Annotated in this window: 27 protein-coding genes and 1 tRNA gene; 23 read left to right on the plus strand and 5 right to left on the minus strand. The window is 35.4% G+C overall.

Annotation, left to right across the window (positions count from 1 at the left end):
* Together EQG68_RS12815 and EQG68_RS15340 are read left to right on the plus strand one after the other, a co-directional pair.
* A complete protein-coding gene (locus EQG68_RS12815; RefSeq protein WP_129465287.1) occupies positions 1–291 on the plus strand; it encodes a hypothetical protein in 291 nt (96 codons plus the stop codon).
* A gap of 321 nt (positions 292–612) precedes the next feature.
* Positions 613–1884 (plus strand): PKD domain-containing protein, encoded by a 1272-nt coding sequence (locus EQG68_RS15340; RefSeq protein ID WP_129465288.1) that lies wholly within the window; start codon positions 613–615, stop codon positions 1882–1884.
* A 157-nt stretch (positions 1885–2041) separates the two neighbouring features.
* Here EQG68_RS15340 and dnaJ read toward each other — a convergent pair whose 3' ends face one another.
* Both dnaJ and EQG68_RS12830 read right to left on the minus strand, forming a co-directional pair.
* A complete protein-coding gene (gene dnaJ, locus EQG68_RS12825; protein WP_129465289.1) occupies positions 2042–3154 on the minus strand; it encodes a molecular chaperone DnaJ in 1113 nt (370 codons plus the stop codon).
* 56 nt (positions 3155–3210) lie between these two features.
* Positions 3211–3786, minus strand: coding sequence for a nucleotide exchange factor GrpE (locus tag EQG68_RS12830; RefSeq protein ID WP_129465290.1), 576 nt, complete (start codon positions 3784–3786; stop codon positions 3211–3213).
* Between the two features lie 180 nt (positions 3787–3966).
* Between EQG68_RS12830 and EQG68_RS12835 the strand changes: the two genes are divergently transcribed.
* Positions 3967–4629, plus strand: coding sequence for a YceI family protein (locus EQG68_RS12835; RefSeq protein WP_129465291.1), 663 nt, complete (start codon positions 3967–3969; stop codon positions 4627–4629).
* Between the two features lie 53 nt (positions 4630–4682).
* Here the strand turns inward: EQG68_RS12835 and EQG68_RS12840 are convergent, their stop codons facing one another.
* Positions 4683–5588, minus strand: a complete 906-nt coding sequence (locus EQG68_RS12840) for a TIGR01777 family oxidoreductase (protein ID WP_129465292.1) — start codon at positions 5586–5588, stop codon at positions 4683–4685.
* A 93-nt stretch (positions 5589–5681) separates the two neighbouring features.
* Entirely contained in the window at positions 5682–6137 is a 456-nt protein-coding gene (locus EQG68_RS12845) for a DUF4442 domain-containing protein (protein ID WP_129465293.1), read from the minus strand.
* A gap of 143 nt (positions 6138–6280) precedes the next feature.
* On the opposite strand from EQG68_RS12845, the gene EQG68_RS12850 reads away from it, so the two are divergent.
* The 5 genes from EQG68_RS12850 to EQG68_RS12870 all read left to right on the plus strand — a co-directional run bounded on the left by EQG68_RS12850 (position 6281) and on the right by EQG68_RS12870 (position 10670).
* Positions 6281–6706 (plus strand): DUF4870 domain-containing protein, encoded by a 426-nt coding sequence (locus EQG68_RS12850; protein ID WP_129465294.1) that lies wholly within the window; start codon positions 6281–6283, stop codon positions 6704–6706.
* An 89-nt stretch (positions 6707–6795) separates the two neighbouring features.
* The gene (locus EQG68_RS12855) at positions 6796–7125 is read left to right on the plus strand and encodes a PadR family transcriptional regulator (RefSeq protein WP_129465295.1); all 330 of its coding nucleotides are present in this window, start codon (positions 6796–6798) and stop codon (positions 7123–7125) included.
* Positions 7126–7130: 5 nt separating this feature from the next.
* The gene (locus tag EQG68_RS12860) at positions 7131–8864 is read left to right on the plus strand and encodes a PspC domain-containing protein (protein WP_129465296.1); all 1734 of its coding nucleotides are present in this window, start codon (positions 7131–7133) and stop codon (positions 8862–8864) included.
* Between the two features lie 2 nt (positions 8865–8866).
* The gene (locus tag EQG68_RS12865) at positions 8867–9607 is read left to right on the plus strand and encodes a head GIN domain-containing protein (protein ID WP_129465297.1); all 741 of its coding nucleotides are present in this window, start codon (positions 8867–8869) and stop codon (positions 9605–9607) included.
* Between the two features lie 226 nt (positions 9608–9833).
* Positions 9834–10670, plus strand: a complete 837-nt coding sequence (locus EQG68_RS12870; RefSeq protein ID WP_164975460.1) for a GIN domain-containing protein — start codon at positions 9834–9836, stop codon at positions 10668–10670.
* Between the two features lie 54 nt (positions 10671–10724).
* Here the strand turns inward: EQG68_RS12870 and trxB are convergent, their stop codons facing one another.
* Positions 10725–11672, minus strand: coding sequence for a thioredoxin-disulfide reductase (gene trxB / locus EQG68_RS12875; RefSeq protein ID WP_129465299.1), 948 nt, complete (start codon positions 11670–11672; stop codon positions 10725–10727).
* 165 nt (positions 11673–11837) lie between these two features.
* On the opposite strand from trxB, the gene EQG68_RS12880 reads away from it, so the two are divergent.
* From EQG68_RS12880 to EQG68_RS12950, 15 genes are all read left to right on the plus strand, one after another.
* Positions 11838–11915 (plus strand) — tRNA-Pro (locus tag EQG68_RS12880).
* Between the two features lie 402 nt (positions 11916–12317).
* A complete protein-coding gene (udk, locus tag EQG68_RS12885; RefSeq protein ID WP_129465300.1) occupies positions 12318–12926 on the plus strand; it encodes a uridine kinase in 609 nt (202 codons plus the stop codon).
* A 2-nt stretch (positions 12927–12928) separates the two neighbouring features.
* Positions 12929–13276 carry an FtsB family cell division protein gene (locus EQG68_RS12890; RefSeq protein ID WP_129465301.1) on the plus strand — a complete coding sequence of 116 codons (348 nt, stop codon included), beginning with the start codon at positions 12929–12931 and terminating at the stop codon, positions 13274–13276.
* 3 nt (positions 13277–13279) lie between these two features.
* Positions 13280–14641, plus strand: coding sequence for a methylmalonyl-CoA mutase subunit beta (locus EQG68_RS12895; RefSeq protein WP_129465302.1), 1362 nt, complete (start codon positions 13280–13282; stop codon positions 14639–14641).
* Complete coding sequence (scpA, locus tag EQG68_RS12900) at positions 14638–16761, plus strand: methylmalonyl-CoA mutase (protein WP_129465303.1); 2124 nt, start codon at positions 14638–14640, stop codon at positions 16759–16761. The genes EQG68_RS12895 and scpA overlap by 4 nt, the downstream gene beginning before the upstream one ends.
* 87 nt (positions 16762–16848) lie before the next feature.
* Entirely contained in the window at positions 16849–17418 is a 570-nt protein-coding gene (locus EQG68_RS12905; protein WP_129465304.1) for a GNAT family N-acetyltransferase, read from the plus strand.
* 74 nt (positions 17419–17492) lie between these two features.
* Positions 17493–18635: a methionine aminotransferase gene (locus EQG68_RS12910; protein ID WP_129465305.1), complete on the plus strand. Its 1143-nt coding sequence runs from the start codon at positions 17493–17495 to the stop codon at positions 18633–18635.
* A gap of 83 nt (positions 18636–18718) precedes the next feature.
* Positions 18719–19855 (plus strand): AAA family ATPase, encoded by a 1137-nt coding sequence (locus EQG68_RS12915; protein ID WP_129465306.1) that lies wholly within the window; start codon positions 18719–18721, stop codon positions 19853–19855.
* Positions 19852–20733 (plus strand): SDR family oxidoreductase, encoded by an 882-nt coding sequence (locus tag EQG68_RS12920; protein WP_129465307.1) that lies wholly within the window; start codon positions 19852–19854, stop codon positions 20731–20733. Before EQG68_RS12915 ends, EQG68_RS12920 begins: the two co-directional genes overlap by 4 nt.
* Before the next feature lie 114 nt (positions 20734–20847).
* Positions 20848–21612, plus strand: coding sequence for a ParA family protein (locus EQG68_RS12925; protein ID WP_129465308.1), 765 nt, complete (start codon positions 20848–20850; stop codon positions 21610–21612).
* 6 nt (positions 21613–21618) lie between these two features.
* Positions 21619–22521 (plus strand): ParB/RepB/Spo0J family partition protein, encoded by a 903-nt coding sequence (locus EQG68_RS12930; protein WP_129465309.1) that lies wholly within the window; start codon positions 21619–21621, stop codon positions 22519–22521.
* Positions 22521–23084: a DUF5683 domain-containing protein gene (locus tag EQG68_RS12935; protein ID WP_317125525.1), complete on the plus strand. Its 564-nt coding sequence runs from the start codon at positions 22521–22523 to the stop codon at positions 23082–23084. Before EQG68_RS12930 ends, EQG68_RS12935 begins: the two co-directional genes overlap by 1 nt.
* The gene (gene dapB, locus EQG68_RS12940; RefSeq protein ID WP_129465311.1) at positions 23084–23785 is read left to right on the plus strand and encodes a 4-hydroxy-tetrahydrodipicolinate reductase; all 702 of its coding nucleotides are present in this window, start codon (positions 23084–23086) and stop codon (positions 23783–23785) included. The genes EQG68_RS12935 and dapB overlap by 1 nt, the downstream gene beginning before the upstream one ends.
* Before the next feature lie 114 nt (positions 23786–23899).
* Entirely contained in the window at positions 23900–25456 is a 1557-nt protein-coding gene (gene lepB / locus EQG68_RS12945) for a signal peptidase I (protein ID WP_129465312.1), read from the plus strand.
* Positions 25457–25458: 2 nt separating this feature from the next.
* Positions 25459–26070, plus strand: coding sequence for a WbqC family protein (locus tag EQG68_RS12950; RefSeq protein WP_129465313.1), 612 nt, complete (start codon positions 25459–25461; stop codon positions 26068–26070).
* Position 26071 lies beyond the last annotated feature (1 nt).

A 26071-nucleotide genomic window follows, 5' to 3' on the forward strand; every position in this document is an offset into this window, starting at 1 on the left:
ATGGTAAATAGCTTATTAAAAGAAAGTAATGAATACTTGAATCATAGAAAAATTCAATTAACTGCACAATATCATTACGATAATTACAAAAAAATTATTAATAAAAACTCTTCGTTATCAAAAATAATCATTGATTTTAAAAATGAGATAAATTTTTATTGTGAAAATAATTTTGATGATTCAACTAGATTAACTTTGAATTTTAGAAAAAGTAAATATTGTATTGTTGAATTTTATAAAAATTTAATTGAAGAAAGATTCATCAAGGTTAGTGTAAATTATAAAATTTAAACCCCCGCTAGTGCGAGCGTCACGCTCGTTCCCGCAATCAAAATCAATCTTTAAAAAATAGATAATTAAATAGTGTACGAGCGTGACGCTCGCACTAGCGGGTACGCAGGAGAAATCACATAACACTAAGCAAAATTCGTCAACAACTTTATGTGATTTCTCCCTCTGGTCGAAATGACACGGTGAACACAGGTCTACGGAAGTAAATCTCCTCTCTCCGAATTCTCCCGACTTCTGAGTATCGCAAAAACCGCTCACTCAACAATTTATTTCACCCCATTTTTTTGTACCTTCCGCCTTGCAAATACTTATTCATTAAACATGAAGATAAAATTACGCTTAGTTGGATTGTTTTTTTTAAGTTGTTTTTCCATCCTATACGGACAAAACAGTACGAAACGCACCCTGTTTTTGGGCAACAGTTATACCGCTACCAATAATTTACCGCTAATGATTGACAATGTTGCCAACTCCACCGGCGATGATTTGATTTATGACAGCTACACACCGGGGGGTTACACGTTGATGGGGCACAGCACCAATACTACTTCGCTTAATAAAATAGCACAAGGCAATTGGGATTTTGTGGTGCTGCAAGAACAAAGTCAACTCCCTTCTTTTCCCGATTCGCAAGTTCAAAACCAAGTATATCCGTACGCTCAACAGTTGAATAATCTTATCAACCAACAAAACCCCTGTGCGGAAACCGTTTTTTACATGACCTGGGGAAGAAAAAACGGCGATGCTTCCAATTGTGCCAATTGGCCACCGGTTTGCACCTACACCGGCATGGATGATTTATTAAATGAACGCTACCGTTTCATGGCGGAAGAAAATGAAGCGATACTTTCTCCTGTAGGAGCCGTTTGGCGATACATCAGAGATAATTATCCCACCATCGAATTGTATTCCGCCGATGGAAGTCACCCTTCCGTGGCCGGAACCTATGCCGCTGCGTGTAGTTTTTATGCCACTTTATTCCGAAAAAATCCTGAACAAATTACCTTTACTGCCGGACTTTCAACTGAAGTAGCCACTGCTATTCGAACGGCTTCTAAAGTGATTGTTTTTAACCAATTGTTAGAATGGCACATTGGCGAATATGACCCGATGGCTAATTTTGTGGTTGAAGAATTGAGTAGCAGTCAATTTTCGTTGACCAACACCTCAGAAAATGCGACTTCTTATCTCTGGGATTTTGGGGATGGAACGACCTCAACAGAGATAAATCCCATTCATAATTATACTTCAACTGGAACATTTACGATTGAATTAACAGTAGAATCATGTGGAAGAACGGCGACTTATTCACAAACTGTTACAGTCAGTACTTTGTCTTTGGGAGAAGTAAATCATCCCAAAAAAGAAATACAAATTTACCCGAATCCGACGCCTGATTTCATAACGATTGAAACTTCAGATGAATACATTGGAAAATCCTTCTATTTAACTGATATGATGGGAAGAATAGTTCTGAAAGCGAACCTCAACTCGCTCAAATCATGGTATGATCTTTCCAATTTAACGGATGGTATTTACTTTTTAAACGTTAATGACAGCTCAAATACTACGGTTAAAATTGTGAAAAAATAATAGTATTAAGCTTTTACAACATAAAACTTTGTGTTTTCCTTCCTTCATGGTAAACAAAAAAAAACCCACCCTTATTTGCACAAGGATGGGAAAAATTGCTATGAAAAAGAATCTACTAGTTTCCTAGTAAAGTTCAAATGTAAAAATATTTTTCAAATTACGAAAACATATCCTTAACTTTTTCAAAAAAAGATTTATCTGTTTTTTCAGGATGGGGAATGAAGTTATCATCCGTCAGCATTTTCTCAAAAAACTGACGTTGTTCTTTGTTTAATGTCTTGGGTGTCCATACATTTATGTGGACTAATAAATCACCATTTCCATAGGAATTAATACTCGGAATTCCTTTTCCTTTCAAGCGTAAAATCTTTCCGGATTGGATTCCTTCTTCCAATTTAATGCGAACTTTTCCACCCACGGCTTCAATTTCTTTGGAAACACCTAAAGCGGCTTCCGCTACACTGATATATAAGTCATAATGAAGGTTTTCCCCTTCTCGTTTTAAAAATTCGTGTTCAATTTCTTCAATCGCTACTATCAAATCACCCGGAACTCCGTTGCCCGGTGCATCATTTCCTTTTCCGGAAACTTTTAATTGCATGTCGTTTACTACGCCTGCCGGAATTTTAATCGAAACGGTTTCATCCTCCAAAATCATTCCTTGTGCATCGGCATTCGCTGGTTTAGAGCTAATGGATTGTCCTGCTCCCCCACAGGTTGGACACGTAGTTGCCGTTTGCATTCTACCTAAAATAGTGTTTGTCACACGCAACACCTGACCGGAACCGTTACACGTTCCACATGTTTTATACGATACCCCCGGAGCTTGAATTTTACGTTTAACTTTAACTTTCTTTTCAACACCATTGGCAATTTCTTCCAACGTCAATTTCACTTTGATGCGGAGATTACTTCCTTTCATACGACGTTGACCTCCGCCACCGCCAAAACCGCCGAAACCACCAAAACCACCACCAAAAATATCGCCAAACTGACTGAAAATGTCATCCATATTCATTCCGCCACCGCCACCAAATCCGCCATTGCCATCAAAAGCAGCGTGACCATATTGATCATATTTTGCTTTTTTATTAGGATCGCTTAACACTTCATAAGCCTCGGCTGCTTTTTTAAAATTTTCTTCCGCTTCTTTGTTTCCGGGGTTTTTATCAGGGTGATACTCGATTGCTTTCTTGCGGTACGCTTTTTTAATTTCGTCTGCAGAAGCACTTTTGGAGATGCCTAGTATTTCGTAATAATCTTTTTTCATAATTTAAAATCCAAATTTTCAATTCCTTTTCCACAAAGTAAGGTCGTAATAAAATATTACTGACCAATGACAACTTTAGGAAAACGAATTATTTTATCACCTAATTTATATCCTTTTTCAACCACATCCACAATTTTGCCTTTCAAATCTTCCGATGGTGCAGGAATTTGTGTAATGGCTTCCGCAAAATCAGCGTTAAAATCGTCGCCTGCTTTTATTTCTACTTGCTCTAATCCTTTTGAAACAAGCGTTGATTTTAATTTTTCGTGGATTAATTCTACTCCTTTCAACAACGTTTCATCTTCTGTTTTCGAAATTTGAATCATTGCTCTGTCAAAATCGTCCATCACCGGCAACATGGCTTGTAAAACTTCTTGATTGGCAGTTTTAAATAAATCGATTCGCTCTTTGGCAGTTCGTTTTTTGAAATTTTCAAATTCGGCAAAAAGGCGTAAAAACTTATCTTTTTCTTTGGCTAATTCTTCTTCTAACTTTTCTTCATTGGTCATTTCTATTGCAGGAATCTCAGCATGCTCTTGGTTTTGCTCAGCTGCAATTTCATTATCCACGACTTCTTTTTCTATATTTTCGGTATTTTCCTGATTCATTTTTTTAAACATTTTTTTAAACATTTCCTCGATTAATTTTGGATTGCAAAAGTACTGCCATTTGTTTAAAAATGTCAAATTGTCAGCGTAATTATTTTCATTTACCCTTTTTTCTTCAACAGTAAACAAATAAAATTTAATATTTCTTTAAGAACAATCTCCTAGTTGGTTTTCTACTTTTGTTGAAACTTAAATATTAAAACTATGAAAAAAATCATTTTAAGCTTAGTAATCTTGACTACACTTTCTTTAACTTCTTGTAAAAATGACAAAGCTGAAACAACAGAACCGGTAGAAGATGCTGCAGTTGCTGCTGAAACAGCGACAACGTACAAAGTAGATGCAACTAAATCTACTATCGAATGGATTGGTTCAAAACCAGCCGGAAAACACAATGGAACTATTGCCCTTTCAAGCGGCGAATTATCCTTAAACAATGGAAAAGTAGAAAGCGGTAAATTCACGATTGACATGAATAGTATTACTGTTTTAGATTTAGCAGCAGGCGACGGGAAAGAAGATTTAGAAGGTCACTTGAAAGGATTAGGAAAAGAAGAGGATGCCGATCATTTCTTCAATACTAAAAAATTCCCTGAAGGAACTTTTGAAATTACTGCTGTTGAAACAGTTGATGCGGTAACTACAGTTTCCGGAAACTTAACTTTAAAAGGAATTACTAAACCGGTTTCTTTTCCTGCAACCATTTCAGTTGATGGTGATATGGTAATGTTAAACAGTGAATCATTTAAAATCGACAGAACACAATGGGGTGTAAATTATGCTTCAAAATCTGTTTTTGATGATTTGAAAGATAAATTTGTTGATGATGAAATTGAATTAAAAGTGAGTGTTACTGCTGCAAAATAATTATTACTTCATCTTACTTATAACAAGAAGCTCCTCAATTCGAGGAGCTTTTTTTATGTTAACAAATTATCTAATGTTTTACTTATATCGCGGTAACGAAATTTGAAACCGTTTTTCTCAGCTTTGGCAGCACTCACATTCTGACTGGAAAATAAGAGCTGATGCATTTCACCTAAAATCAATTTCATGGCAAATTTCGGGACATTTGGCATAAAAACCGGTTTTCCGAGTGTTTTGGCAATGGCTTTGGTAAGTTCAGTATTGGTCACCGGATTAGGTGCCACGGCATTAAAAGTCCCCTCCCATTGATTTTGAAGAGCAAAATAAAACATTGCTGCTAAATCGTGAATGTGAATCCATGACTGCACTTGTTTTCCCGAACCAAACGGAGAACCAATACCTAATTTGATTGGTTTTATCATTTCGCATAAAGCTCCCCATTTGTTTGAGAGTACCAAACCAATTCGAAGCTTACAAACTTTTAGATTCAATCGACTGAAAACATCAATGCTTTCCTCCCATTTAACCACAACTTGTCCTAAAAATCTATCGTCAACGGATTTATTTTCTTCGGTATAAACTGCAGTTAAACTGTCGGGATAAATTCCAATAGCTGAAGCAGAAATTACTTGTTTCACTTGATTGGGATGATTTTTTAAACACGTGTATAATAAATTGGAGGAAAGTGTTCTACTCTCAATAATTTCCTGTTTATAATTAGGTGTCCATCGTTTTGAAACGGTTGCCCCTGCTAAATGAATGATGGCATCCACGCCCATTAAACAATTTTCATCTATGATACTTTGATCCGGATTCCAATAGAACCCCTGAAAATGCGGTTTACTTTCTATTTTTGATTGAGATGTGGTAAGGTAATGAATTTCATTTCCGTTTTCTAATAACAGGGCAATCAATTCTTTTCCAACCAGTCCGGTAGCTCCTGTGATTAATATTTTCATAACATATTTTTGTACAAAGTTACCGTTAAAGGGTCAAAAAGTAAAGTTAATTAGGATTAGTTTAAGGGTTGTTGTAGGTGATTTTCAAGAGTTTTAATGTTTCAAACGTACACTCCATTCAAAATCCATTTCAGAAACTTGATCACCTTTTTCATCTTTACCGATCGATTTCATCCAAAAAGTTTGACCTTCTCCGGTCGCTATTGTTCTTTGAATGGCTTGCTCAATTAAATGTCCGTCTTGACAAACAAAAGTGATTCTTCCGGTAGCTTTTTTGGTGAAATTTCCTTTATTGTTAGCGACCAACATTGAAATTTTCCTTCCGCTTTTTTTAATCTGATACATCACTAACGCACCTGTTGAAAGTTCTGCTGCCATAGCTTGAACTGCAAAATACATCGAATTAAACGGATTTTGATTAAACCATCGGTGTTTAACTGATACTGTACATTGATTGTTATCTAATGTTTTGGCTCGCACACCGCACCAAAAGGCAGAAGGTAATTTAAAAAACAAAAATGTATTAATCTTTCCGGCTGTAAACTCCATAAACATTGATTTTTTTGGTAAATATAAGCTTTATTTTATTACATATCATTTGTTAATATTTTGTTAAATATTAGTACTATGCGTAACATAATACCTTCTTTTAGACATATATTTGCATAGGATATTATTATATACTTTTAATTATGACTACACAAAACGAAAAAACAACAGCAGCATTATTGCATTTGAGTGCATTTGCAAAGTATCTTATTCCCTTTGCAGGAATAGTAGTTCCCTTGATTATTTGGCAAACCAAAAAACATCAATCAGAATATGTTGATGAGAATGGAAAATCGGTTGTCAATTTTCATTTAAGTATTTTGGCTTACAGTATTGTGATTGCCATTGTATTAGGTATCTTTTTTATTGGCTCAATAGTAAAATACATCGAAATTGAAAACGCAGGTGGTGAAGTGATTCCGATTGATTTAATCACCGTTGGTATTATCGCAGCATCCGTTTTAGGGATTTGGACCATTGCAGAATTCGTTTTGGTGATTTTAGGAACCGTTCGTGCCAACGAAGGAACTGTATACAAATATCCGTTTACTATTAATTTTATTAAATAAGAGTTTCAATCATCAAATCAATCATCGCCGAAAGGCAAATCAATCAAATCAAAAACGAATCAGTTAAACTAAAAATCTAATCATGAATTATGAATATTGAAAACACAAAAGCCCAGATGCGAAAAGGTGTTTTAGAGTTCTGTATACTTTCTGTCTTAAAAGAAAAAGAAGCCTATACCTCTGAAATTTTAGACACCCTGAAAAACGCAAAATTGTTGGTGGTAGAGGGAACTGTTTATCCACTGCTAACCAGATTAAAAAATGACGGATTACTCAACTATCGTTGGGAGGAATCAACTTCGGGACCGCCAAGAAAATACTACGCACTCACCGAAATAGGAAAACAATTTTTAACTGAACTTAATGGCACTTGGGGAGAATTATCCAACGCCGTGAACACCATAACCAATCAAAACTAATCGTCATGAACAAAACAGTAAATATAAATTTAGGAGGTTTATTCTTTCATATCGACGAAGATGCCTTTCAAAAATTAAATCGTTATTTCGATGCAATAAAACGTTCGCTTTCTAACTCATCCGGTCAAGATGAAATTATGAAAGACATTGAAATGAGAATTTCGGAAATTTTTACCGAAAAGAAAGAAGCAGACAAACAAGTAATCAACTTGAAAGATGTGGATGCTATGATTGCTGTAATGGGTCAACCCGAAGATTACCGGATTGAAGAAGAAGGAGATACCACTCAATCAAACTTCAATAACTCGACAAAATCGTCTAAAAAACTTTATCGCGATATTGATAAAAACATTTTAGGTGGTGTTTCTGCCGGATTAGGGCATTATTTTGGCATTGACGCATTATGGATTCGTTTGGCTTTAGTGTTAATTGTAATTGCAGGAGTTGGATTTCCAATCTTTCTATACATTTTATTATGGATTTTAATCCCAAAAGCACAAACCACTACAGAGAAACTTCAAATGACCGGAGAACCGGTAAACCTGAGTAATATCGAAAAAAAAGTTCGTGAAGAATTTGCTTCCTTTTCAGATAAAGTCGAAAATGCTGACTATGAGAAAATGGGAAACGCAGCAAAATCAGGAGCTGAAAAAGTAGGTTCTGCTATCGGTGAAGTATTCATGACTATCTTCAATATTTTTGCTAAATTTATTGGAGCCATCATTTTAATGTTTTCCATATTTGTACTTGGTGGAGTATTGATTGGTGGGTTTACATTCGGATCAACAACTTTTGTAAATATGCCATGGCAAAGCTACTATGATGCCGTAATCGTTAGTGAGTTTCCAATTTGGTTGGTCGTAATTTTAAGTGTTTTGGCAATTGGAATTCCATTTTTCTTCCTACTTATTTTAGGACTAAAACTACTGATTACCAATATGAAATCAATCGGAAATGTAGCAAAATATACTTTATTAGCATTATGGTTAATTGCAGTTGGAGTTTTAATTTCTTTTGGAATAAAACAAGCCACTGAAATTGCTTATGATGGAAAAACTGTGCAAAAAGAGACCTTAAATTTGATGCCAAATGACACGTTGGATATTCAATTTAAATTCAACGATTATTATACCAAAGATTATCATTTTGAAGAATTTGAAGTTACACAAGACGAAAACGGTAATGATATTATCTATTCTAATCAAATCAGCATTGAATTAATTTATACCGAAGAAGCTCAGCCTTATTTACAAATTGAAAAAAGAGCAGAAGGAAAATCAATCACAGAAGCCAAAAAAAGAGCAGAAAAAATAAATTATGCTTTTAAATTTGAAGGAAATAAATTAATTTTAGACAATTATTTTATTACCGATTTAAAAAACAAATACAGAAATCAGGAAGTAGAATTGTATTTATATCTCCCTCAAGGAACCATCATTAGACCTGATAGCTCTGTTCAACGTTTTGATTCATCAAACAATGGTTTTTTTAATCTCCATTACAGTTCAGACCAATACATTTATAATGTTACTAAAGAACAAATTAAATGCCTAAACTGCCCAATTGATGAAAACGAATACAACGACGTTCAAATTAATTCCTCTGAAGATTCTGTTACTTCTATTGTAACAATCAACAAAGATGGAATACATATCAAAGAGACTAACAAATCGGAAGAAAAAAGGAAATTTAAAGGTTTAGAAATTAATGAAGAAGGTGTAATTATAAAAACAAATTAATCATGATCAAGTTTATCGTTTACCTTACCAAAACCCTAGTTGCATTAATCACTGCTTTGTTATTTGCATCCTGTCAATATTCCATTGATTTGACAAATGCAGTCAAAGGCAGTGGAAACGTTACAACAGTAAACCGACCTGTTTCCGGGGAATTCACTAACATCGAAGTATCACACGGAATTGATGTAGAAGTAACCCAAAGTGATGCAAAATCAATTGAAGTAAAAGCCGATGATAACATTATTGACTTAATAACAACTGATATTGTTGACGGAACCCTGAAAATAGCTTTGGAAAAAAGTGTCAAAAACACCAAATCAAAATCCGTTTTTGTGACATTGCCCAACATCGAATCCCTCAGAACTTCAAGCGGAGCCTCTCTAAAAAGTAAAAACACACTTATTGTGAGTTCCCTTGAAACAAAAGCATCTAGCGGAAGCGAAATAAAACTTACCGTAGAAGCCGAAAAAATCACTTGTGATTCGAGTAGCGGAAGCGACATCGAAGTCAAAGGAAAAGCCTTAAAACTAGAAGCGGAATCCTCGAGCGGAAGCGACATTGAAGCCGATGAATTGCAAACCAACGATGTCGTTGCCAAATCATCCAGTGGAAGTTCCATCGATGTATATCCCATCTTGAGTCTAGACGCTAAAGCTACAAGTGGGAGCGACATCAAATACCACAACACGCCCAAAACGGTGTCCAAAGTTACTTCGTCAGGCGGATCAGTGCGTTCAAATTAATTCGGAGCTACCCGAGCGATAGCGAATAGGCGAAGCAATGGCATGGGCTTCTATGCCATCCATGTTCCAACCCTCCGTATTATCCACGCCAAAGCGAAGGATGCCGGTCGGTCAGGACTACAAAGTGAACTGTAGGTTACTAAAAGTGTGCAAAAATCATATCTTTACAACATCCCGTTTAAAAATCGGGATGTTTTTTTATATTTGCTATATAAACCCGATCGAAATGAAAAAAAATCTTATCCTATTTGTAGTCCTACTTATTTCCACAGTAACCTGGAGTCAAAAAAAAGAAAAACTCAAAGCCTCTAAAATTGTAACCATTTCACAAAAAGAAATTGGAAATTTCGATAGTCTCGAGGTAGAAGATGAAATTGATGTTTTTATTGTAAAAGGAGACCAACCTTCCATAGAAATTGAAGCCGATGACAACACACACGAGTCATTCGACATCAAACTAAACGGAACAACGCTTCGTATTGGATTAGTGCACAATATTTCCGGAGCAAAAAAAACAAGTGTACGTGTAACTTATACTGACGAATTTAAAATGCTCATTGCCAAAGGTGATGCTAATGTAACCGCCTTAGCCGATGTAAAACTTAGTCAAGTTACTTTCAAATGCTATGACAATTCACGTTTATTTTTAAATGCAGATTGTGCCAATTTTACTTTAATTGCTAACGATAAAGCTAAAATTGAACTGAATTTAAAATCGGATGATGTCATTTTTGAATTAAGTAAAAATTCAAATTTAAAGGCACTCATTCGTTCTTCCAAATTTAAATGTGATATGTATCAGAAAGCTTCAGCAAACATTGAAGGTGACATCAACGATCTACAACTAAGAATGGATAACAACTCCGATTTTATTGGAAAAAATTTAGTTGCTCAAACGGCTACTGTTATTGCCGAATCAAGTGCAAAAAACAGCATTCAAGTAGCCAGCAATCTCGTTTTAGAATCTTCGGGAAAAGCCGAAACAAATTTATATGGTAACGCAACTATCGAAATCAAACGATTTGCAGATGAATCATCACTCAATAAAAAACTACTGAAATAAGAGCATAAAAAAATCCAACTTCTTCAGTTGGATTTTTTTCATTACTGTATTTTGTTATTCTTTACTTGCTAAATAACGTTCAGCGTCCAAAGCAGCCATACAACCGGTTCCGGCAGCAGTAATCGCCTGTCTGTACACATGATCAGCAGCATCACCGGCAACAAAAACACCCTCTACATTAGTCAATGCTCTTCCCGGAACATTGATGATATAGCCGGTTTCGTCTAGGTTCAAATAATCCGCAAAAATGTCCGTGTTTGGTTTGTGACCAATGGCTACGAAAAATCCGGTAGCCGGAATTTCGGTTTCATTGCCTGATGTTCTTTCTTTTACCAAGATTGAACTGACTACTTGACCGTCACCTTTTACCTCAACGGTTTCGGTATTTAATAAAATTTCGATGTTTTCGGTTTTGCGAACCCTGGCTTCCATAATCTTAGAGGCACGGAATTTTTCGCTTCGCACCAACATCGTCACTTTTTTACATAATTTTGATAAGTAATGAGCCTCTTCACAAGCAGAATCTCCGGCACCAACAATTACTACTTCTTGACCTCTATAGAAAAATCCATCACAAACCGCACATGCCGAAACTCCGCCACCCATTTGCAAATAATGCTGTTCAGAAGGCAATCCTAAATATTTTGCTGAAGCACCCGTTGAAATAATTACGGTTTCACAGTGAATCTCTTTTGTATCATTCACCCAAACTTTATGAATTGGTCCAGAAAAATCAACTTTAGTTACCCAACCATCACGGACATCTGTTCCAAAACGCTTGGCCTGTTCCTGCAATTGAATCATCATTTCAGGACCAGTAACACCATCTGGGTAACCGGGAAAATTTTCCACTTCATTGGTTGTAGTCAATTGTCCACCGGGTTGTGTTCCTTGGTACAAAACAGGAAACATATTGGCTCTAGCCGCATAGATGGCAGCGGTATAACCTGCCGGTCCGGAACCTATAATTAAGCACTTTACTTTTTCTATTGTATCAGACATAATTTTGTTTTCTAAATTTCATTGCAAATGTAAGTTTTAAATAAAAACTAAAACTTAATTGTTGATTAGTTTTAATAATTTTTGAATAGCCTAATTTTATTTATTATTTGGTTTGGTAAAACTAATTTTAGTTCTATATTTGCACCCTCATTCAAATTATGAATTCGGGGTGTAGCGTAGCCCGGTTATCGCGCCTGCTTTGGGAGCAGGAGGCCGCAGGTTCGAATCCTGCCACCCCGACCAACAAAATCCTTTCCACATTGTGGGAGGGATTTTTTGTTTTCAGATCCGTCAAGCTTGCTTGTAAGGTTTGAAAAAAAATAACTCAGAGCGAAGCTCAAAGGATTTTGGTGAGCAACATTTCCAATAGTCAGGTTCATGGAATAATCCTGCCACCCCGACCAACAAAATCCTTTCCACATTGTGGGAGGGATTTTTTGTTTTCATAACCGTCAAGCTTGCTTGTAAGGTTTGAAACAAAAAATAACTCCGAGCGAAGCTCAAAGGATTTTGATTAACAACATTTCACCAATTCAGGTGCATGGCTTATACCTTAAAATTTTATTAAAAATTAATCCAAAAAAAACAACTTTTCTGCACTTATAATTTTTAACTTTGTTATTCTTAAACAAACGATAAAGAAACATGTTGATTATTGGTATCGCAGGTGGAACCGGAAGTGGAAAAACAACCGTTGTACACCAAATTATGAATGAACTTCCTGAAACAGAAGTGGGCATCATTTCTCAAGATTCGTATTATAAAGAAACGCACAATTTAAGTTATGAAGAGCGAACCAAAATAAATTTTGATCACCCGAGAGCAATTGATTTTGATTTATTAGTTCAACATTTAAAAGAGCTTAAAGCAGGAAAAATCATTGAACAGCCCGTTTATTCTTTTGTTACTCACAACCGAACAGAAGATACGATTATGACCCATCCCAGGAAAGTTATGATTATAGAAGGAATTCTAATTTTAGCTAATCCTGAACTTCGCGATATGTTTGACATAAAAATCTTTGTCCATGCCGATTCCGATGAACGATTGATTCGCCGATTAAAACGCGATATTGCAGAGCGTGGAAGAGACATGGAAGAAGTGTTAAATCGTTATCAAAACACGTTAAAACCCATGCATCAACAATTTATTGAACCTACTAAAGCTTTTGCCGATATTATTATTCCGAATGATAAATACAATACAGTAGCCATTGATGTTGTTCGAGCTGTTATCAACCAAAGAATTTTATAAAAATGAACTTTATTCAACGCTTAAAAGAAAAATATCCTTGGTTTAAATATATCGGTAACCGATACGTTCTGGTGTTTCTTTTTTTTGCGGTTTGGATGCTTTTTTTAGATAATTATTCCTACATAGAGCATCGGGTTTTGAACAAAGAACTCGATGAATTGGAAACCAATAAAAAATACTACCAAGACGAAATTAAAAAAGACTGTCTGGATATTAAACGTCTCAACAATCCTGATCAAATTGAAAAATACGCACGCGAAAAATATTTTATGAAACGCGACAGCGAAGATATTTATATCATTGAATTTGAAGAGGAAATGTTAGAGGAAGAAAACAATAAATCGCTATAAATTATGGCAAAAGAATTATTCAACAAGTTTGATCCGGTTTCTTCGAAACAATGGAAGCAACAAATTCAATTTGAACTGAAAGGGGCAGATTACAACGAAACGCTAGTTTGGGAAAGTCCGGAAAGTATTAAAGTGAAACCTTTTTATCACAACGACGAAAGTGAAGTCAAATTACTTACACCTCTTTCAAATGGATTTAAAATTGTTCAAAATATTTATGTTTATGATGTAAAAAAATCGAATGAAAGAGCGATTGATTCATTACATAGAGGAGCGGAATCTGTTCGGTTTACTATTGAAAATGAGGTTGTTTTTTTAAATGATTTGATGGAAAATCTTCCAAAAGAAAATGTCACATATTATTTTAATTTGTTATTTCTTTCTATTGACTTTGCAAAAAAAGTTGCTGCTTATTCAATTCAAAATCAATACAAAATTATCATTTTACAAGATGCTGTGGGACAATTGGCTAAAGACGGAAATTGGTTTACCTCATTAGAAAAAGATTTTAGCGAACTGAATTTAATTTCAGGTTTAAACATCCCGTATTTAAGTTGCAAAATTGATTTGTATCAAAATGCCGGAGCGAATATCGTGCAACAATTGGCTTATTCTTTAGCTCATGTAAATGAATATTTCAATCGGATTGAAAACATTTCTTCACCAATTACTTTTGAAATTACTGTTGGCACGAATTACTTTTTTGAAATGGCTAAATTGAGAGCTTTACGTTTACTTTTCAATACTTTAGCAAAAGAATACAATCATGATTTTGATTGTTATATAATCGCAACGCCTACCAAACGCAATAAAACCTTATACGATTATAATGTGAATATGCTTCGTACCACAACCGAATGCATGAGTGCCATTTTGGGTGGAGCTGATGCCGTTTCTAATTTAGCTTATGATGCCATTTATCACAAAGACAATGAATTTGGTGACCGAATTGCTCGCAATCAATTGTTGGTTTTAAAACACGAAAGTTATTTTAATCAAGTTCATAATCCGGCTGATGGTGCCTATTATATTGAAAGTTTAACGGAACAATTAGCCGAAAAATCATTGGCATTATTCAAAGATATTGAAGCCAATGGCGGTTTCATTACACAATTAATTGAAGGAACAATTCAACGGAAGATTAATGAAAGTGCTCAAAAAGAGCAAGAACTTTTTGATTCCGGAAAAGAGGTTTTGTTGGGAACGAACAAATATCCCAACAAAAATGACAAAATGGCGAATGAATTGGAATTGTTTCCTTTTGTGAAAACCAATCCGAGAAAAACATTGATTACACCGATTATTGAAAGAAGGTTGGCGGAGAAATTGGAACAGGAACGTTTATCTTCAGAAAAACTATCATGAGAAAAAACATCCAACATATAAAATTAGAAGGTAGAAATCAGAGTTTCGAAAATCTTCAAACAGATAACTTTCAAACCGCTGAAAACATCGAACTCAAATCGTTCTTTACAAAAGAAGATGTGAAGGATTTAAAACACCTTGGTTTTGCTGCCGGATTTGCTCCTAATCTTCGTGGTCCATATGCAACGATGTATGTTCGCCGACCGTGGACCATTCGTCAATATGCCGGATTTTCTACTGCCGAAGAAAGTAATGCCTTTTACCGAAGAAATTTAGCTGCCGGACAAAAAGGACTTTCTGTTGCATTTGATTTGGCTACACACCGTGGTTACGATTCCGATCACGAACGTGTAGTAGGTGATGTGGGAAAAGCAGGTGTTGCCATTGATTCGGTGGAAGATATGAAGATTTTGTTTGACCAAATTCCGTTAGACGAAATGTCGGTTTCCATGACAATGAACGGAGCGGTTTTACCCATTATGGCGTTTTATATTGTCGCTGCCGAAGAACAAGGTGTAGCTCCTCATTTACTTTCGGGAACGATTCAGAATGATATTTTGAAAGAATTTATGGTACGAAATACCTACATCTACCCACCTACTCCTTCCATGAAAATTATTGCCGATATTTTTGAATATACGAGCAAGAATATGCCAAAATTCAATTCGATTTCGATTTCGGGTTACCACATGCAAGAAGCCGGAGCAACCGCCGATATTGAATTGGCTTATACCTTAGCCGATGGTTTAGAATACATCCGAACCGGATTAGCAGCCGGAATGGATATTGACACTTTTGCCCCTCGCCTTTCATTTTTCTGGGCCATTGGGATGAATCATTTTATGGAAATCGCCAAAATGCGTGCCGGTCGAATGTTGTGGGCAAAATTGCTCAAACAATTCAATCCGAAAGACGAAAAATCATTGGCGTTGCGTACCCATTGTCAGACTTCAGGTTGGAGTTTAACGGAACAAGATCCGTTTAATAATGTGGCTCGAACATGCATTGAAGCCGCAGCAGCTGCTTTTGGCGGAACGCAATCATTACACACCAATGCGTTGGATGAAGCGATTGCCTTGCCGACCGATTTCTCTGCTCGAATTGCTCGAAATACACAAATCTTTTTACAGGAAGAAACTAAAATTTGTAAAACAGTTGACCCGTGGGCAGGAAGTTATTATGTAGAAAGTTTGACAAATGAAATAGCTCAAAAAGCATGGGCTTTAATTGAGGAAGTAGAAGAATTAGGTGGCATGACAAAAGCCATTGAAGCCGGCATTCCGAAATTGCGAATTGAAGAAGCGGCCGCAAGAAAGCAAGCCCGAATTGATAGTGGACAGGATATCATTGTAGGCGTGAACCAATTCCGTTTGGAGAAAGAAGATCCACTTATGATTTTAGAAGTGGATAATCAAACCGTTCGTAAACAACAAATTGCTCGATTGGAACAAATTAAATCGACTCGCGATAATGCTAAAGTGAATGAATGTTTAGCAAAATTAACCGAAGCAGCAAAATCTGGAAATGAAAATTTACTATCTTTAGCCGTAGAAGCTGCCCGAAATCGAGCCACTTTAGGTGAAATCAGTGATGCCTTAGAAGCCGTTTTCGGACGTTATAAAGCACAAATCAGAACATTTAGCGGCGTGTATAGTAAAGAAATCAAAAATGACGAAAGCTTTGAAAAAGCGAAACAATTAGCCGATGCTTTTGCTAAAAAAGAAGGTCGTCGCCCTCGTATTATGATTGCGAAAATGGGACAAGACGGTCATGATCGCGGAGCAAAAGTTGTCGCTACCGGTTATGCCGATGTAGGTTTTGATGTGGACATTGGCCCACTTTTTCAAACACCTGCCGAAGCCGCCAAACAAGCCGTAGAAAACGACGTACATATTTTAGGTGTTTCTTCCTTGGCTGCCGGACACAAAACCTTGGTACCCCAAGTGATTGAAGAACTTAAAAAATATGGTCGCGAGGACATTATGGTGATTGTGGGTGGTGTAATTCCAGCTCAAGACTACCTATTTTTGTTTGATGCCGGAGCGGTTGCTGTTTTTGGACCCGGAACGAAGATTAGTGAAGCGGCGATTAGTATTTTGGAGGTGCTTTTGGAGGATTAGTTTTCAGTCGCAGTTGACAGAAATATAGAATTTTATAAAACACTGGCTGAGAGGTTGGTGTTTTTTTTACCTTTACAAAAAAACAAAATGCTCACCCTCTCCTTCACCCCTTTCCCTATCCTCGAATCCAATCGTTTGCTATTGCGTGCGGTAACTGTTGATGATGTCAACGAAGTAATGGAGCTTCGAGGCAACCCGGAAACGATGAAATTTATTCCACGACCGTTGGTGACTTCACCCGAAATGGCATTGGAACACATTGCCATGATTTCCGAAAAAATAGAAAACAACATCGGAATCAATTGGGCGATTACAATAAAAGGGAATCCAAAATTATTGGGTATCATTGGTCATTATCGCATTCAACCTGAAAATTACCGTTCAGAAATTGGGTATATGTTGTTACCGGAATATCAAAACCAAGGAATTACAAGTGAAGCCATTAATATCGTTTTGGATTATGGTTTCAATGTGTTGAATTTTCACTCGGTGGAAGCGGTAGTTGACCCCGAAAATTATGTTTCTTGTAAAGTGTTAGAGAAAAACGGTTTTGTCAAAGAAGCTCACTTTTTGGAAAATGAATATTGGGATGGAAAATTTTGGGATTCTGTGGTGTATTCGCTTTTGAAACGGAATTTTGTAAAGAAAAATTACTAAATTTAACCATACAAGTCATATAAGTTAAGTCACTTTAAAACTTATATGGCTTTTATGGTAAAAAAATAAAATTCATGTTAAAACTTCCCAATACATCCATTAGTATTTTCACGGTGATGTCTAAAATGGCAAACGAATATCATGCCATTAATCTTTCTCAAGGTTTTCCGAATTTCCCAATAGATGTTCGAATGACAGATATTGTAACTCGTCTAGCCAAAACCGATATTCACCAATATGCTCCGATGGCCGGTTATCCACCTTTGTTGGAAAAAATTGCTCAGTTGACTTTGGAACATTATCAACGAAAAGTCAATCCATCCACTGAAATTTTAATCACTGCCGGAGCTACCGAAGCAATTTTTGCCACCATTCAGGCATTTGTGCAACCGCAAGATGAAGTCATCATTCTCGACCCAAGTTATGATTGCTATGAAATGCCAATCATTTTGAGTAATGCCAAACCCATTCGGATTGCGTTGAAAGATGATTATTCACCCGATTTTGATTTAATTAAGAAGCATTTATCGTCAAAAACTCGAATGCTGATTTTGAACAATCCACACAATCCTTCGGGAAAAATTTGGACAGAACATGATTTTATTCAATTGGAAAAAATCATCGAAAACTTTCCTAATTTATTGATTTTATCAGATGAAGTATATGAATTTATTACATTTGAAAACAAACATATTTCCATCAACACCCGAGAAAAATTAAAAGAGAGAAGCTTGATTGTGTCTTCTTTTGGAAAAACATTACACCTTACCGGTTGGAAAATCGGTTATTTAATTGCTCCTGAACATCTGCTGAAAGAAGTCAAAAAAGTGCATCAATACTTAGTATTCAGTGTAAATAGTTTGGCACAGGCTTCCATCAATGAATACTTGACTATTTTCGATGTGCATGAAGTAGCTCAACTTTACCTTCATAAAAGGAATTTCTTTCAAAACCTTTTAAAAGAAACCGCTTTTGATTTGTTGCCGTGTGAGGGAACCTATTTTCAAACAGCTTCTTATCAAAACATTTCAGATGAAAAAGATTTGGATTTCACGAAACGATTAGTGACTGAATTCGGTGTGGCAACCATTCCACTTTCCGTATTTTACAAAGACAAAACAGACTTAAAAAGAATTCGTTTTTGCTTTGCCAAAGAGGATGAACTATTAATGCAAGCAGCGGAAAGATTAATAAAAATAAAGCAACAAAATATATAACAATTTTGTTAGTTACAATTTTGTTAGTTACAATTTTGTTAGTTAATTAAAAAATTGTACTTTTGTTATACAATTCATTAAAAATGAACTTACCATTCAAATACGGAAAAATAATTGATGATGATTTTTTTGTCAACAGAACCCGTGAAATAGAATTTTTAAAGAGAAACATTACATCAAAAATTAATCTTACACTTATCTCACCCAGACGTTGGGGTAAGTCGTCGTTGGTTTCAAAAATTGCCCGAAGCATGGCAAAAGACGAAAAAAAAATCAAATTTTGCTTTATCGATTTATACAACGTTAGAAATGAGGAAGAATTTTACAACTATTTTGCAACTGAAATTTTAAAAGCAAGTTATTCAAAATGGGATGAGCGTGTTGAAAACGCAAAATTATTTTTCAAGCAAATAATCCCTAAATTTAGTTTTGGTTTAGACCCAAATCAAGAGTTCTCACTGTCATTTGACTGGGAAAACATTTCAAAAAATCAACAAGAAATTTTAGATTTACCGGAAGTTATTTCTAAAACAAAAAACATTCAATTGGTTATTTGTTTAGATGAGTTTCAAAACCTTTCTTTTTTTGATGATCCATTAAGTTTTCAGAAAAAAGCAAGAGCAAGTTGGCAAAAACATCAAAATTGCAGTTATATTTTGTATGGTAGTAAACGGCACATGATGACTGAACTTTTTGAAAATAAATCCATGCCATTTTACAAATTTGGTGAGGTAATTTTACTTTCAAAAATAGAGACGAACCACTGGCAAGAATACATCATTGAAAAATTCAAATCTACCAAAAAAAAAATTTCAAAAGAATTAGCAGAATTTTTGACTGAAAAAGTGGAAAATCATTCGTATTTTGTGCAACAATTAGCAAATGCGGTTTGGTTAGAAGTTAACAAAACCTGTACAAAAGAGGATATTGAAAACGGATTAGCAAAGCTTCTGCTTCAATATGAACTGTTTTTCAGCAGAGAAGTTGATGGACTCTCCAATCTACAACTCAATCTTTTGAAAGCCTTGGCGGCAGATGAAAAAGAATTGAGTAGTAAAAAAACAATAAAAAAATATAATTTAAGTTCTTCCGCAAGCGTAAACCGTTCAAAAGAAGCACTCGTTCAAAAAGAAATTATAGACGTTTTTGAAAAAAAAACAGAATTTATTGACCCCATTTTTAAAATTTGGATTAACAACACTTATAACAAAAGAATATGAATTTTTCAGCAAAAATGCTTCGCGATAATGCCTTAGAAGGCAAAGTAATTGTGGTAACTGGTGGCGGTAGCGGACTTGGAAAAGCGATGACTAAATACTTTTTAGAGTTAGGTGCAAAAGTCGCCATTACCTCGAGAGATTTAGACAAATTAAAAACCACCGCAGCCGAATTAGAAAAAGAAACGGGAGGAAAATGTTTACCATTGCAATGCGATGTTCGTCACTACGAGCAAGTAGAAGCCATGCATGATGAAGTGATAAAAACCTTCGGAAAAGTAGATGTTTTACTAAACAATGCAGCCGGAAATTTCATCTCTCCTACTGAACGATTATCAGCCAATGCGTTCGATACGATCATTGATATTGTACTAAAAGGAACCAAAAACTGCACTTTAGCTTTCGGAAAACATTGGATTGATTCCAAACAAGAAAGTTCAGTGATTTTAAATATTGTGACGACTTATGCTTGGACTGGCTCCGGTTATGTAGTACCGAGTGCCACCGCAAAAGCAGGCGTTTTGGCTATGACAAGAAGTTTAGCTGTAGAATGGGCGAAATATGGCATCCGAAGTAATGCCATTGCTCCCGGACCATTCCCAACCAAAGGTGCGTGGGATAGGTTGTTACCGGGAGATCTAGCCGAAAAATTTGATATGGCAAAAAAAGTTCCTCTTAAACGCGTAGGCGACCATCAGGAATTAGCCAACTTGGCCGCTTATTTAGTTTCTGATTTTTCAGCCTACATTAATGGAGATGTGATTACCATTGATGGAGGTGAATGGCTAAAAGGAGCGGGACAATTCAATTTGTTAGAAGAAATTCCGGAACAAATGTGGGACATGTTGGAAGCCATGATTAAAGCGAAAAAAAGTAAGTAAATCGTTTGTTGAAAGCTAAATAATTGTGCTTAAAACTATTAACATTTGTTAACAACTTGAACTTGAAAAACCCATAAATAATCGTAATTTTACGGCTCAAATTTAATCGAATCAATGGGCAAAATTATTGCAATTGCGAATCAAAAAGGAGGCGTTGGAAAAACCACTACTACAGTGAATTTAGCCGCCTCATTAGGTGTGTTAGAAAAAAAAGTATTACTAATTGATGCTGACCCTCAGGCGAATGCCAGCTCTGGGTTAGGCATTGATGTGGATACCGTTTCTATTGGCTCCTATCAAGTATTGGAACACAGTAATACGCCAAAAGAGGCCGTTGTGAAATGTTCTGCACCTAACGTAGATGTTATTCCGGCACATATTGATTTGGTGGCCATTGAAATTGAATTGGTAGATAAAGAAAATCGGGAATACATGTTGAAAGAGGCGTTGGCTTCTATCAAAGATCAATATGATTATATTTTAATTGACTGTGCTCCTTCATTAGGTTTGTTGACGTTAAATGCGTTAACCGCCGCTGACAGTGTGGTCATTCCGATTCAATGCGAATATTTTGCTTTAGAAGGATTAGGTAAATTATTGAACACCATCAAAAGTGTTCAAAAATTACATAATCCGGATTTGGATATTGAAGGTTTATTATTAACCATGTACGATTCCCGTTTACGTTTATCGAACCAAGTGGTGGAAGAAGTACAAAAACATTTCAACGATATGGTTTTTAAAACCATCATTCAACGAAATGTAAAATTGAGTGAAGCTCCAAGTTTTGGCGAAAGCATCATTAATTTTGATGCAACCAGCAAAGGTGCCAACAATTATTTGAGTTTAGCAGAAGAAATTATCAAAAAAAATAGTTAGGATTTTATGACACAAGCCACAAAAAAACAAGCCTTAGGAAGAGGATTATCGGCTTTATTGAAAGACCCCGAAAACGACATTAAATCGGTTAATGATAAAAATGCCGACAAAGTGGTTGGGAATATTATTGAGCTTGACATTGAGGCCATTGAAATAAATCCGTTTCAACCGAGAAGTAATTTCAATGAGGAAACACTTCAGGAATTAGCTTCGTCTATCAAAGAATTGGGTGTCATTCAACCGATTACTGTTAGAAAATTAGAATTCAACAAATACCAGTTAATTTCGGGTGAACGAAGACTTCGTGCTTCTAAAATGGCCGGTTTAACTGTTATTCCTTCATATATCAGAATTGCCAACGATAACGAGTCGCTCGTGATGGCGTTGGTGGAAAACATTCAACGTCATGATTTAGACCCAATTGAAATTGCACTTTCGTATCAACGCTTAATTGATGAAATTCAGTTAACACAAGAACAAATGAGCGAAAAAGTGGGTAAAAAACGTTCGACTATAGCCAATTACCTTCGTTTATTAAAATTAGACCCTATTATTCAAACCGGAATTCGGGATGGATTTATTTCGATGGGTCACGGTCGTGCGTTGATTAATATTGAAGACGAAGATGCTCAATCAGACATTTACCACAAAATCATTAGTCAGAATCTTTCTGTTAGGGATACTGAAACCTTGGTGAAAAATTATCAGGAAGGTTTAAAACCAAAATCCGGAAAAGCGGCAAAAACGGCTTCTGCTTTTGTCATTTCTGATGCAGATAAAAAAGAAATCGGAACTGCCTTAGGGACAAAAATTGACGTGAAAATTGATGCCAAAGGAAAGGGGAAAATAACCATTCCATTTAAATCTGAAGCTGATTTTCAACGGATTATTGCTTTAATCAAAGGATAGTGGTGGTTGCTAGAATCATACTTTTTTCTTTTTTCCTTTTAGGAATAAATACTGCCTTAGCCCAAGTTCAGTTTGAAGATGTTACAATTGCTAATGACTCTACCTCTTACAAACCCATTGACCCGCTAACTCCAGCTAAAGCGGCTTTTTATTCAGCGGTCATTCCGGGTTTAGGACAAGTATACAATAAAAAATACTGGAAAGTGCCTATAGTTTATGGCGGTTTAGCCATCGGTTATTATTTTTATAATGATAACAACAAAAAATATAAGGAATTCAGAAACATCTACAAAAGACGTTTAGAAGGTTATACAGATGATCGTTATTTCGGAGTTTATTCTGATGCGGTTTTAATAAATGCCCAACGAACTTTTGAACGTAATCGGGATATTTCTACTGCGGTCATGATTGGATTTTATGTCCTGAATATAATAGATGCCAATGTAGATGCCCATCTAATGCAGTTTAATGTCAACGATAATTTATCGCTTGCTCCAGACTTCAGTCGAAATGAAATTGATTACAAATACAACATCGGAATAACCTTGAATTACAGATTTTAATGAAAATTGCACTGTTAGGATACGGAAAAATGGGTAAGGTAATCGAACAAATTGCTATGCAACGTGATCATGAAATCGTGTTGCGAAAAACAAGTTCGGATTCCTATGAAGGCTTAGAAAAAGCTGATGTTGCAATTGATTTCAGTGTGCCTGATTCTGCTGTAAACAATATCTCCACTTGTTTGGAAAACGGAATACCGGTAGTTTCAGGAACAACCGGATGGCTTCAAGATTATCATAAAATGGTGAATCTTTGCAAAGAAAAAAACGCTGCTTTTATTTATGGTTCAAACTTTAGTTTAGGCGTAAATATATTTTTTGAATTGAATGATTATTTGGCCAAAATGATGGCAAAATTCAATCAATATAACGTTTCGATGGAAGAAATTCATCATACACAAAAATTAGATAAACCCAGTGGAACAGCAATTTCTTTAGCCAATTCAATCATCAATCATACCGACAAAAACAATTGGAGTATCGAAAATCCTAATGCAGATGATGTGTTTATTGACGTGAAACGAATTGATGCTGTACCCGGAACGCACAGCATTTTCTATCAATCAGAAGTTGATACTATAGAAATTAAACATACCGCTCACAACCGAGATGGATTTGCTTTTGGTGCTGTGATTGCCGCCGAATGGATTATAGATAAAAAAGGAGTCTTTACGATGAAAGATGTTTTAGATTTAAAATAAGCATGATAAAACAACATAAATAAACGTTAAATTGGTAACGTTTTATATTTTTGACAACTAATTTAGAATCTGTCTTTAATATATTAACAAAAACGAAATTAATACAACATAAAAATGACATTATATCAGTGGTTTATATTCTTTTTAGTGTTACAAATTGTACACTATTTAGGAACTTGGAAATTATATCAAAAAGCAGGTAGAAAATCGTGGGAAGCTGCTGTTCCTGTTTATAATGCCTTTGTTTTAATGAAAATAATAAACCGCCCCTGGTGGTACACTTTTTTGTTATTTATTCCAATCGTCAACTTAATTATGTTTCCTGTTATTTGGGTTGAAACCTTGAGAAGTTTCGGTAAAAATTCGCAAATGGACACCATTTTGGGAGTTGTAACTTTTGGGTTGTATATCTATTATGTCAATTATACACAAGATGTAACGCACATAAAAGAACGTTCGTTACACCCAAAAAATGCCACAGCTGACTTTATAAGTTCAATTCTATTTGCAATTGTAGTGGCAACAACGGTTCACACTTATGTCATGCAACCGTTTGTGATTCCAACCTCTTCCTTAGAAAAATCATTATTAGTTGGTGATTTTCTTTTTGTTAGTAAATTTCATTACGGAGCCAGAACTCCTACAACTGCAGTTGGTTTACCAATGGTGCATGATTCTATTCCTTTGGTTGGTACAAAATCTTATTTAAGTTGGCCTCAGCTACCTTCCTTCCGTTTTCCCGGTATTGAATCAATTGAAAAAAATGATATTGTCGTGTTTAACTGGCCCATTGATACGGTTTATAAATTTAGAGATAAATCCGGCAAAAGAGTTGACAAGCCAATAGATAAAAAATCTAACTACGTAAAACGCTGCTTAGGAACTCCGGGGGATAGTTTACAGATTAAAAATGGTGACGTTTATGTGAATGGAAAATTGCTTTTATTACATGATCGTCAAAAATTACAATACTCCTATACGGTTGAAACGAATGGCTCTACTTTTAACAATGACTATTTAATTCATGAGCTTCAAATCACGGATCCTTTTGGTCAAATTGCTCAAAATGAATACTATTTTAAAGCATTAACCGATGAAAATGCTAAACGATTAAAAAACAACCCCATTGTTAAAAAAGTTACTAAAATTGAAGAAAAAGAAGGTGATTTATTGATGTTTCCTCATACAAAACCAAATTGGAATACCGACAATTTTGGGCCAATTTACATCCCTCAAGCCGGAAAAACTGTTGTTTTAAATAGCGAAACATTACCCTTTTACAAAATGATCATCACCGATTATGAAAAAAATGATTTACAAGTAAACGGGGATGAAATTCGTATCAATGGAAAAGTTGTTAAAAACTATACCTTCAAAATGGATTATTACTGGATGATGGGTGATAACCGCCATAACTCAGAAGACAGCCGTTATTGGGGTTATGTTCCTGCCGATCACATCGTGGGAAAACCGGTATTTATTTGGATGAGTTTAGATCAAAATATTCCTTGGAGCAAAGCAATTGATAAAATACGTTGGAATAGATTGTTTACAACTGTGGGTGGAAGTGGCGAACCGGTTTCTTATTTCATTTATTTTGCTATTCTTCTTGCCGGATGGTTTGGATTTGATTTCTATCGAAAAAGAAAGAAAAAAAATGCTGATTCTTAGAAATGAAAGTTCTTATTCATCCAACCTATTTTCCGTCTATTAGTCATTATGCTGCGATGGTGCAAGCCGAACAAGTTGTGTTTGAATGGGAGGACAATTTCCAAAAACAAACCAATCGCAATAGGATGTATATTTACAGTCCTAACGGAATTCAACTCCTTAACATTCCTATCAAACACAATAAAATAGCACATCAAAAATACAAAGACGTTAAAATTGAACCGGAATTCAATTGGCAAAAACAACATTTCAAATCGTTAGAAGCGGCCTACCGCACTTCCCCTTTTTTTGAATATTTTGAAGACGATTTAGCTCCTCTATTTCAAAAAAAACATACTTTTCTAATGGATTTGAATTTAGAAATTTTTGAACTACTCAATCATTGTCTTGGCATTTCCATAACACCTGAAAAAACAATTGAATATTTTCACGAAGTGAGTGATTGCAAGGATTTTCGTTTGTTTGCCAATGGAAAAAAAGACACTACACTATGTGAACCCTATACACAAGTATTCGGAGAAAAACACGGTTTTATCAATAATTTAAGTGTTTTAGATCTTCTTTTTAACGAAGGTAGATATGCCCTTGACTATTTGAGAAATCAACAACTATAAT

Source organism: Flavobacterium piscinae (genome assembly GCF_004122145.1).
Classification (GTDB): Bacteria; Bacteroidota; Bacteroidia; order Flavobacteriales; family Flavobacteriaceae; genus Flavobacterium; species Flavobacterium piscinae.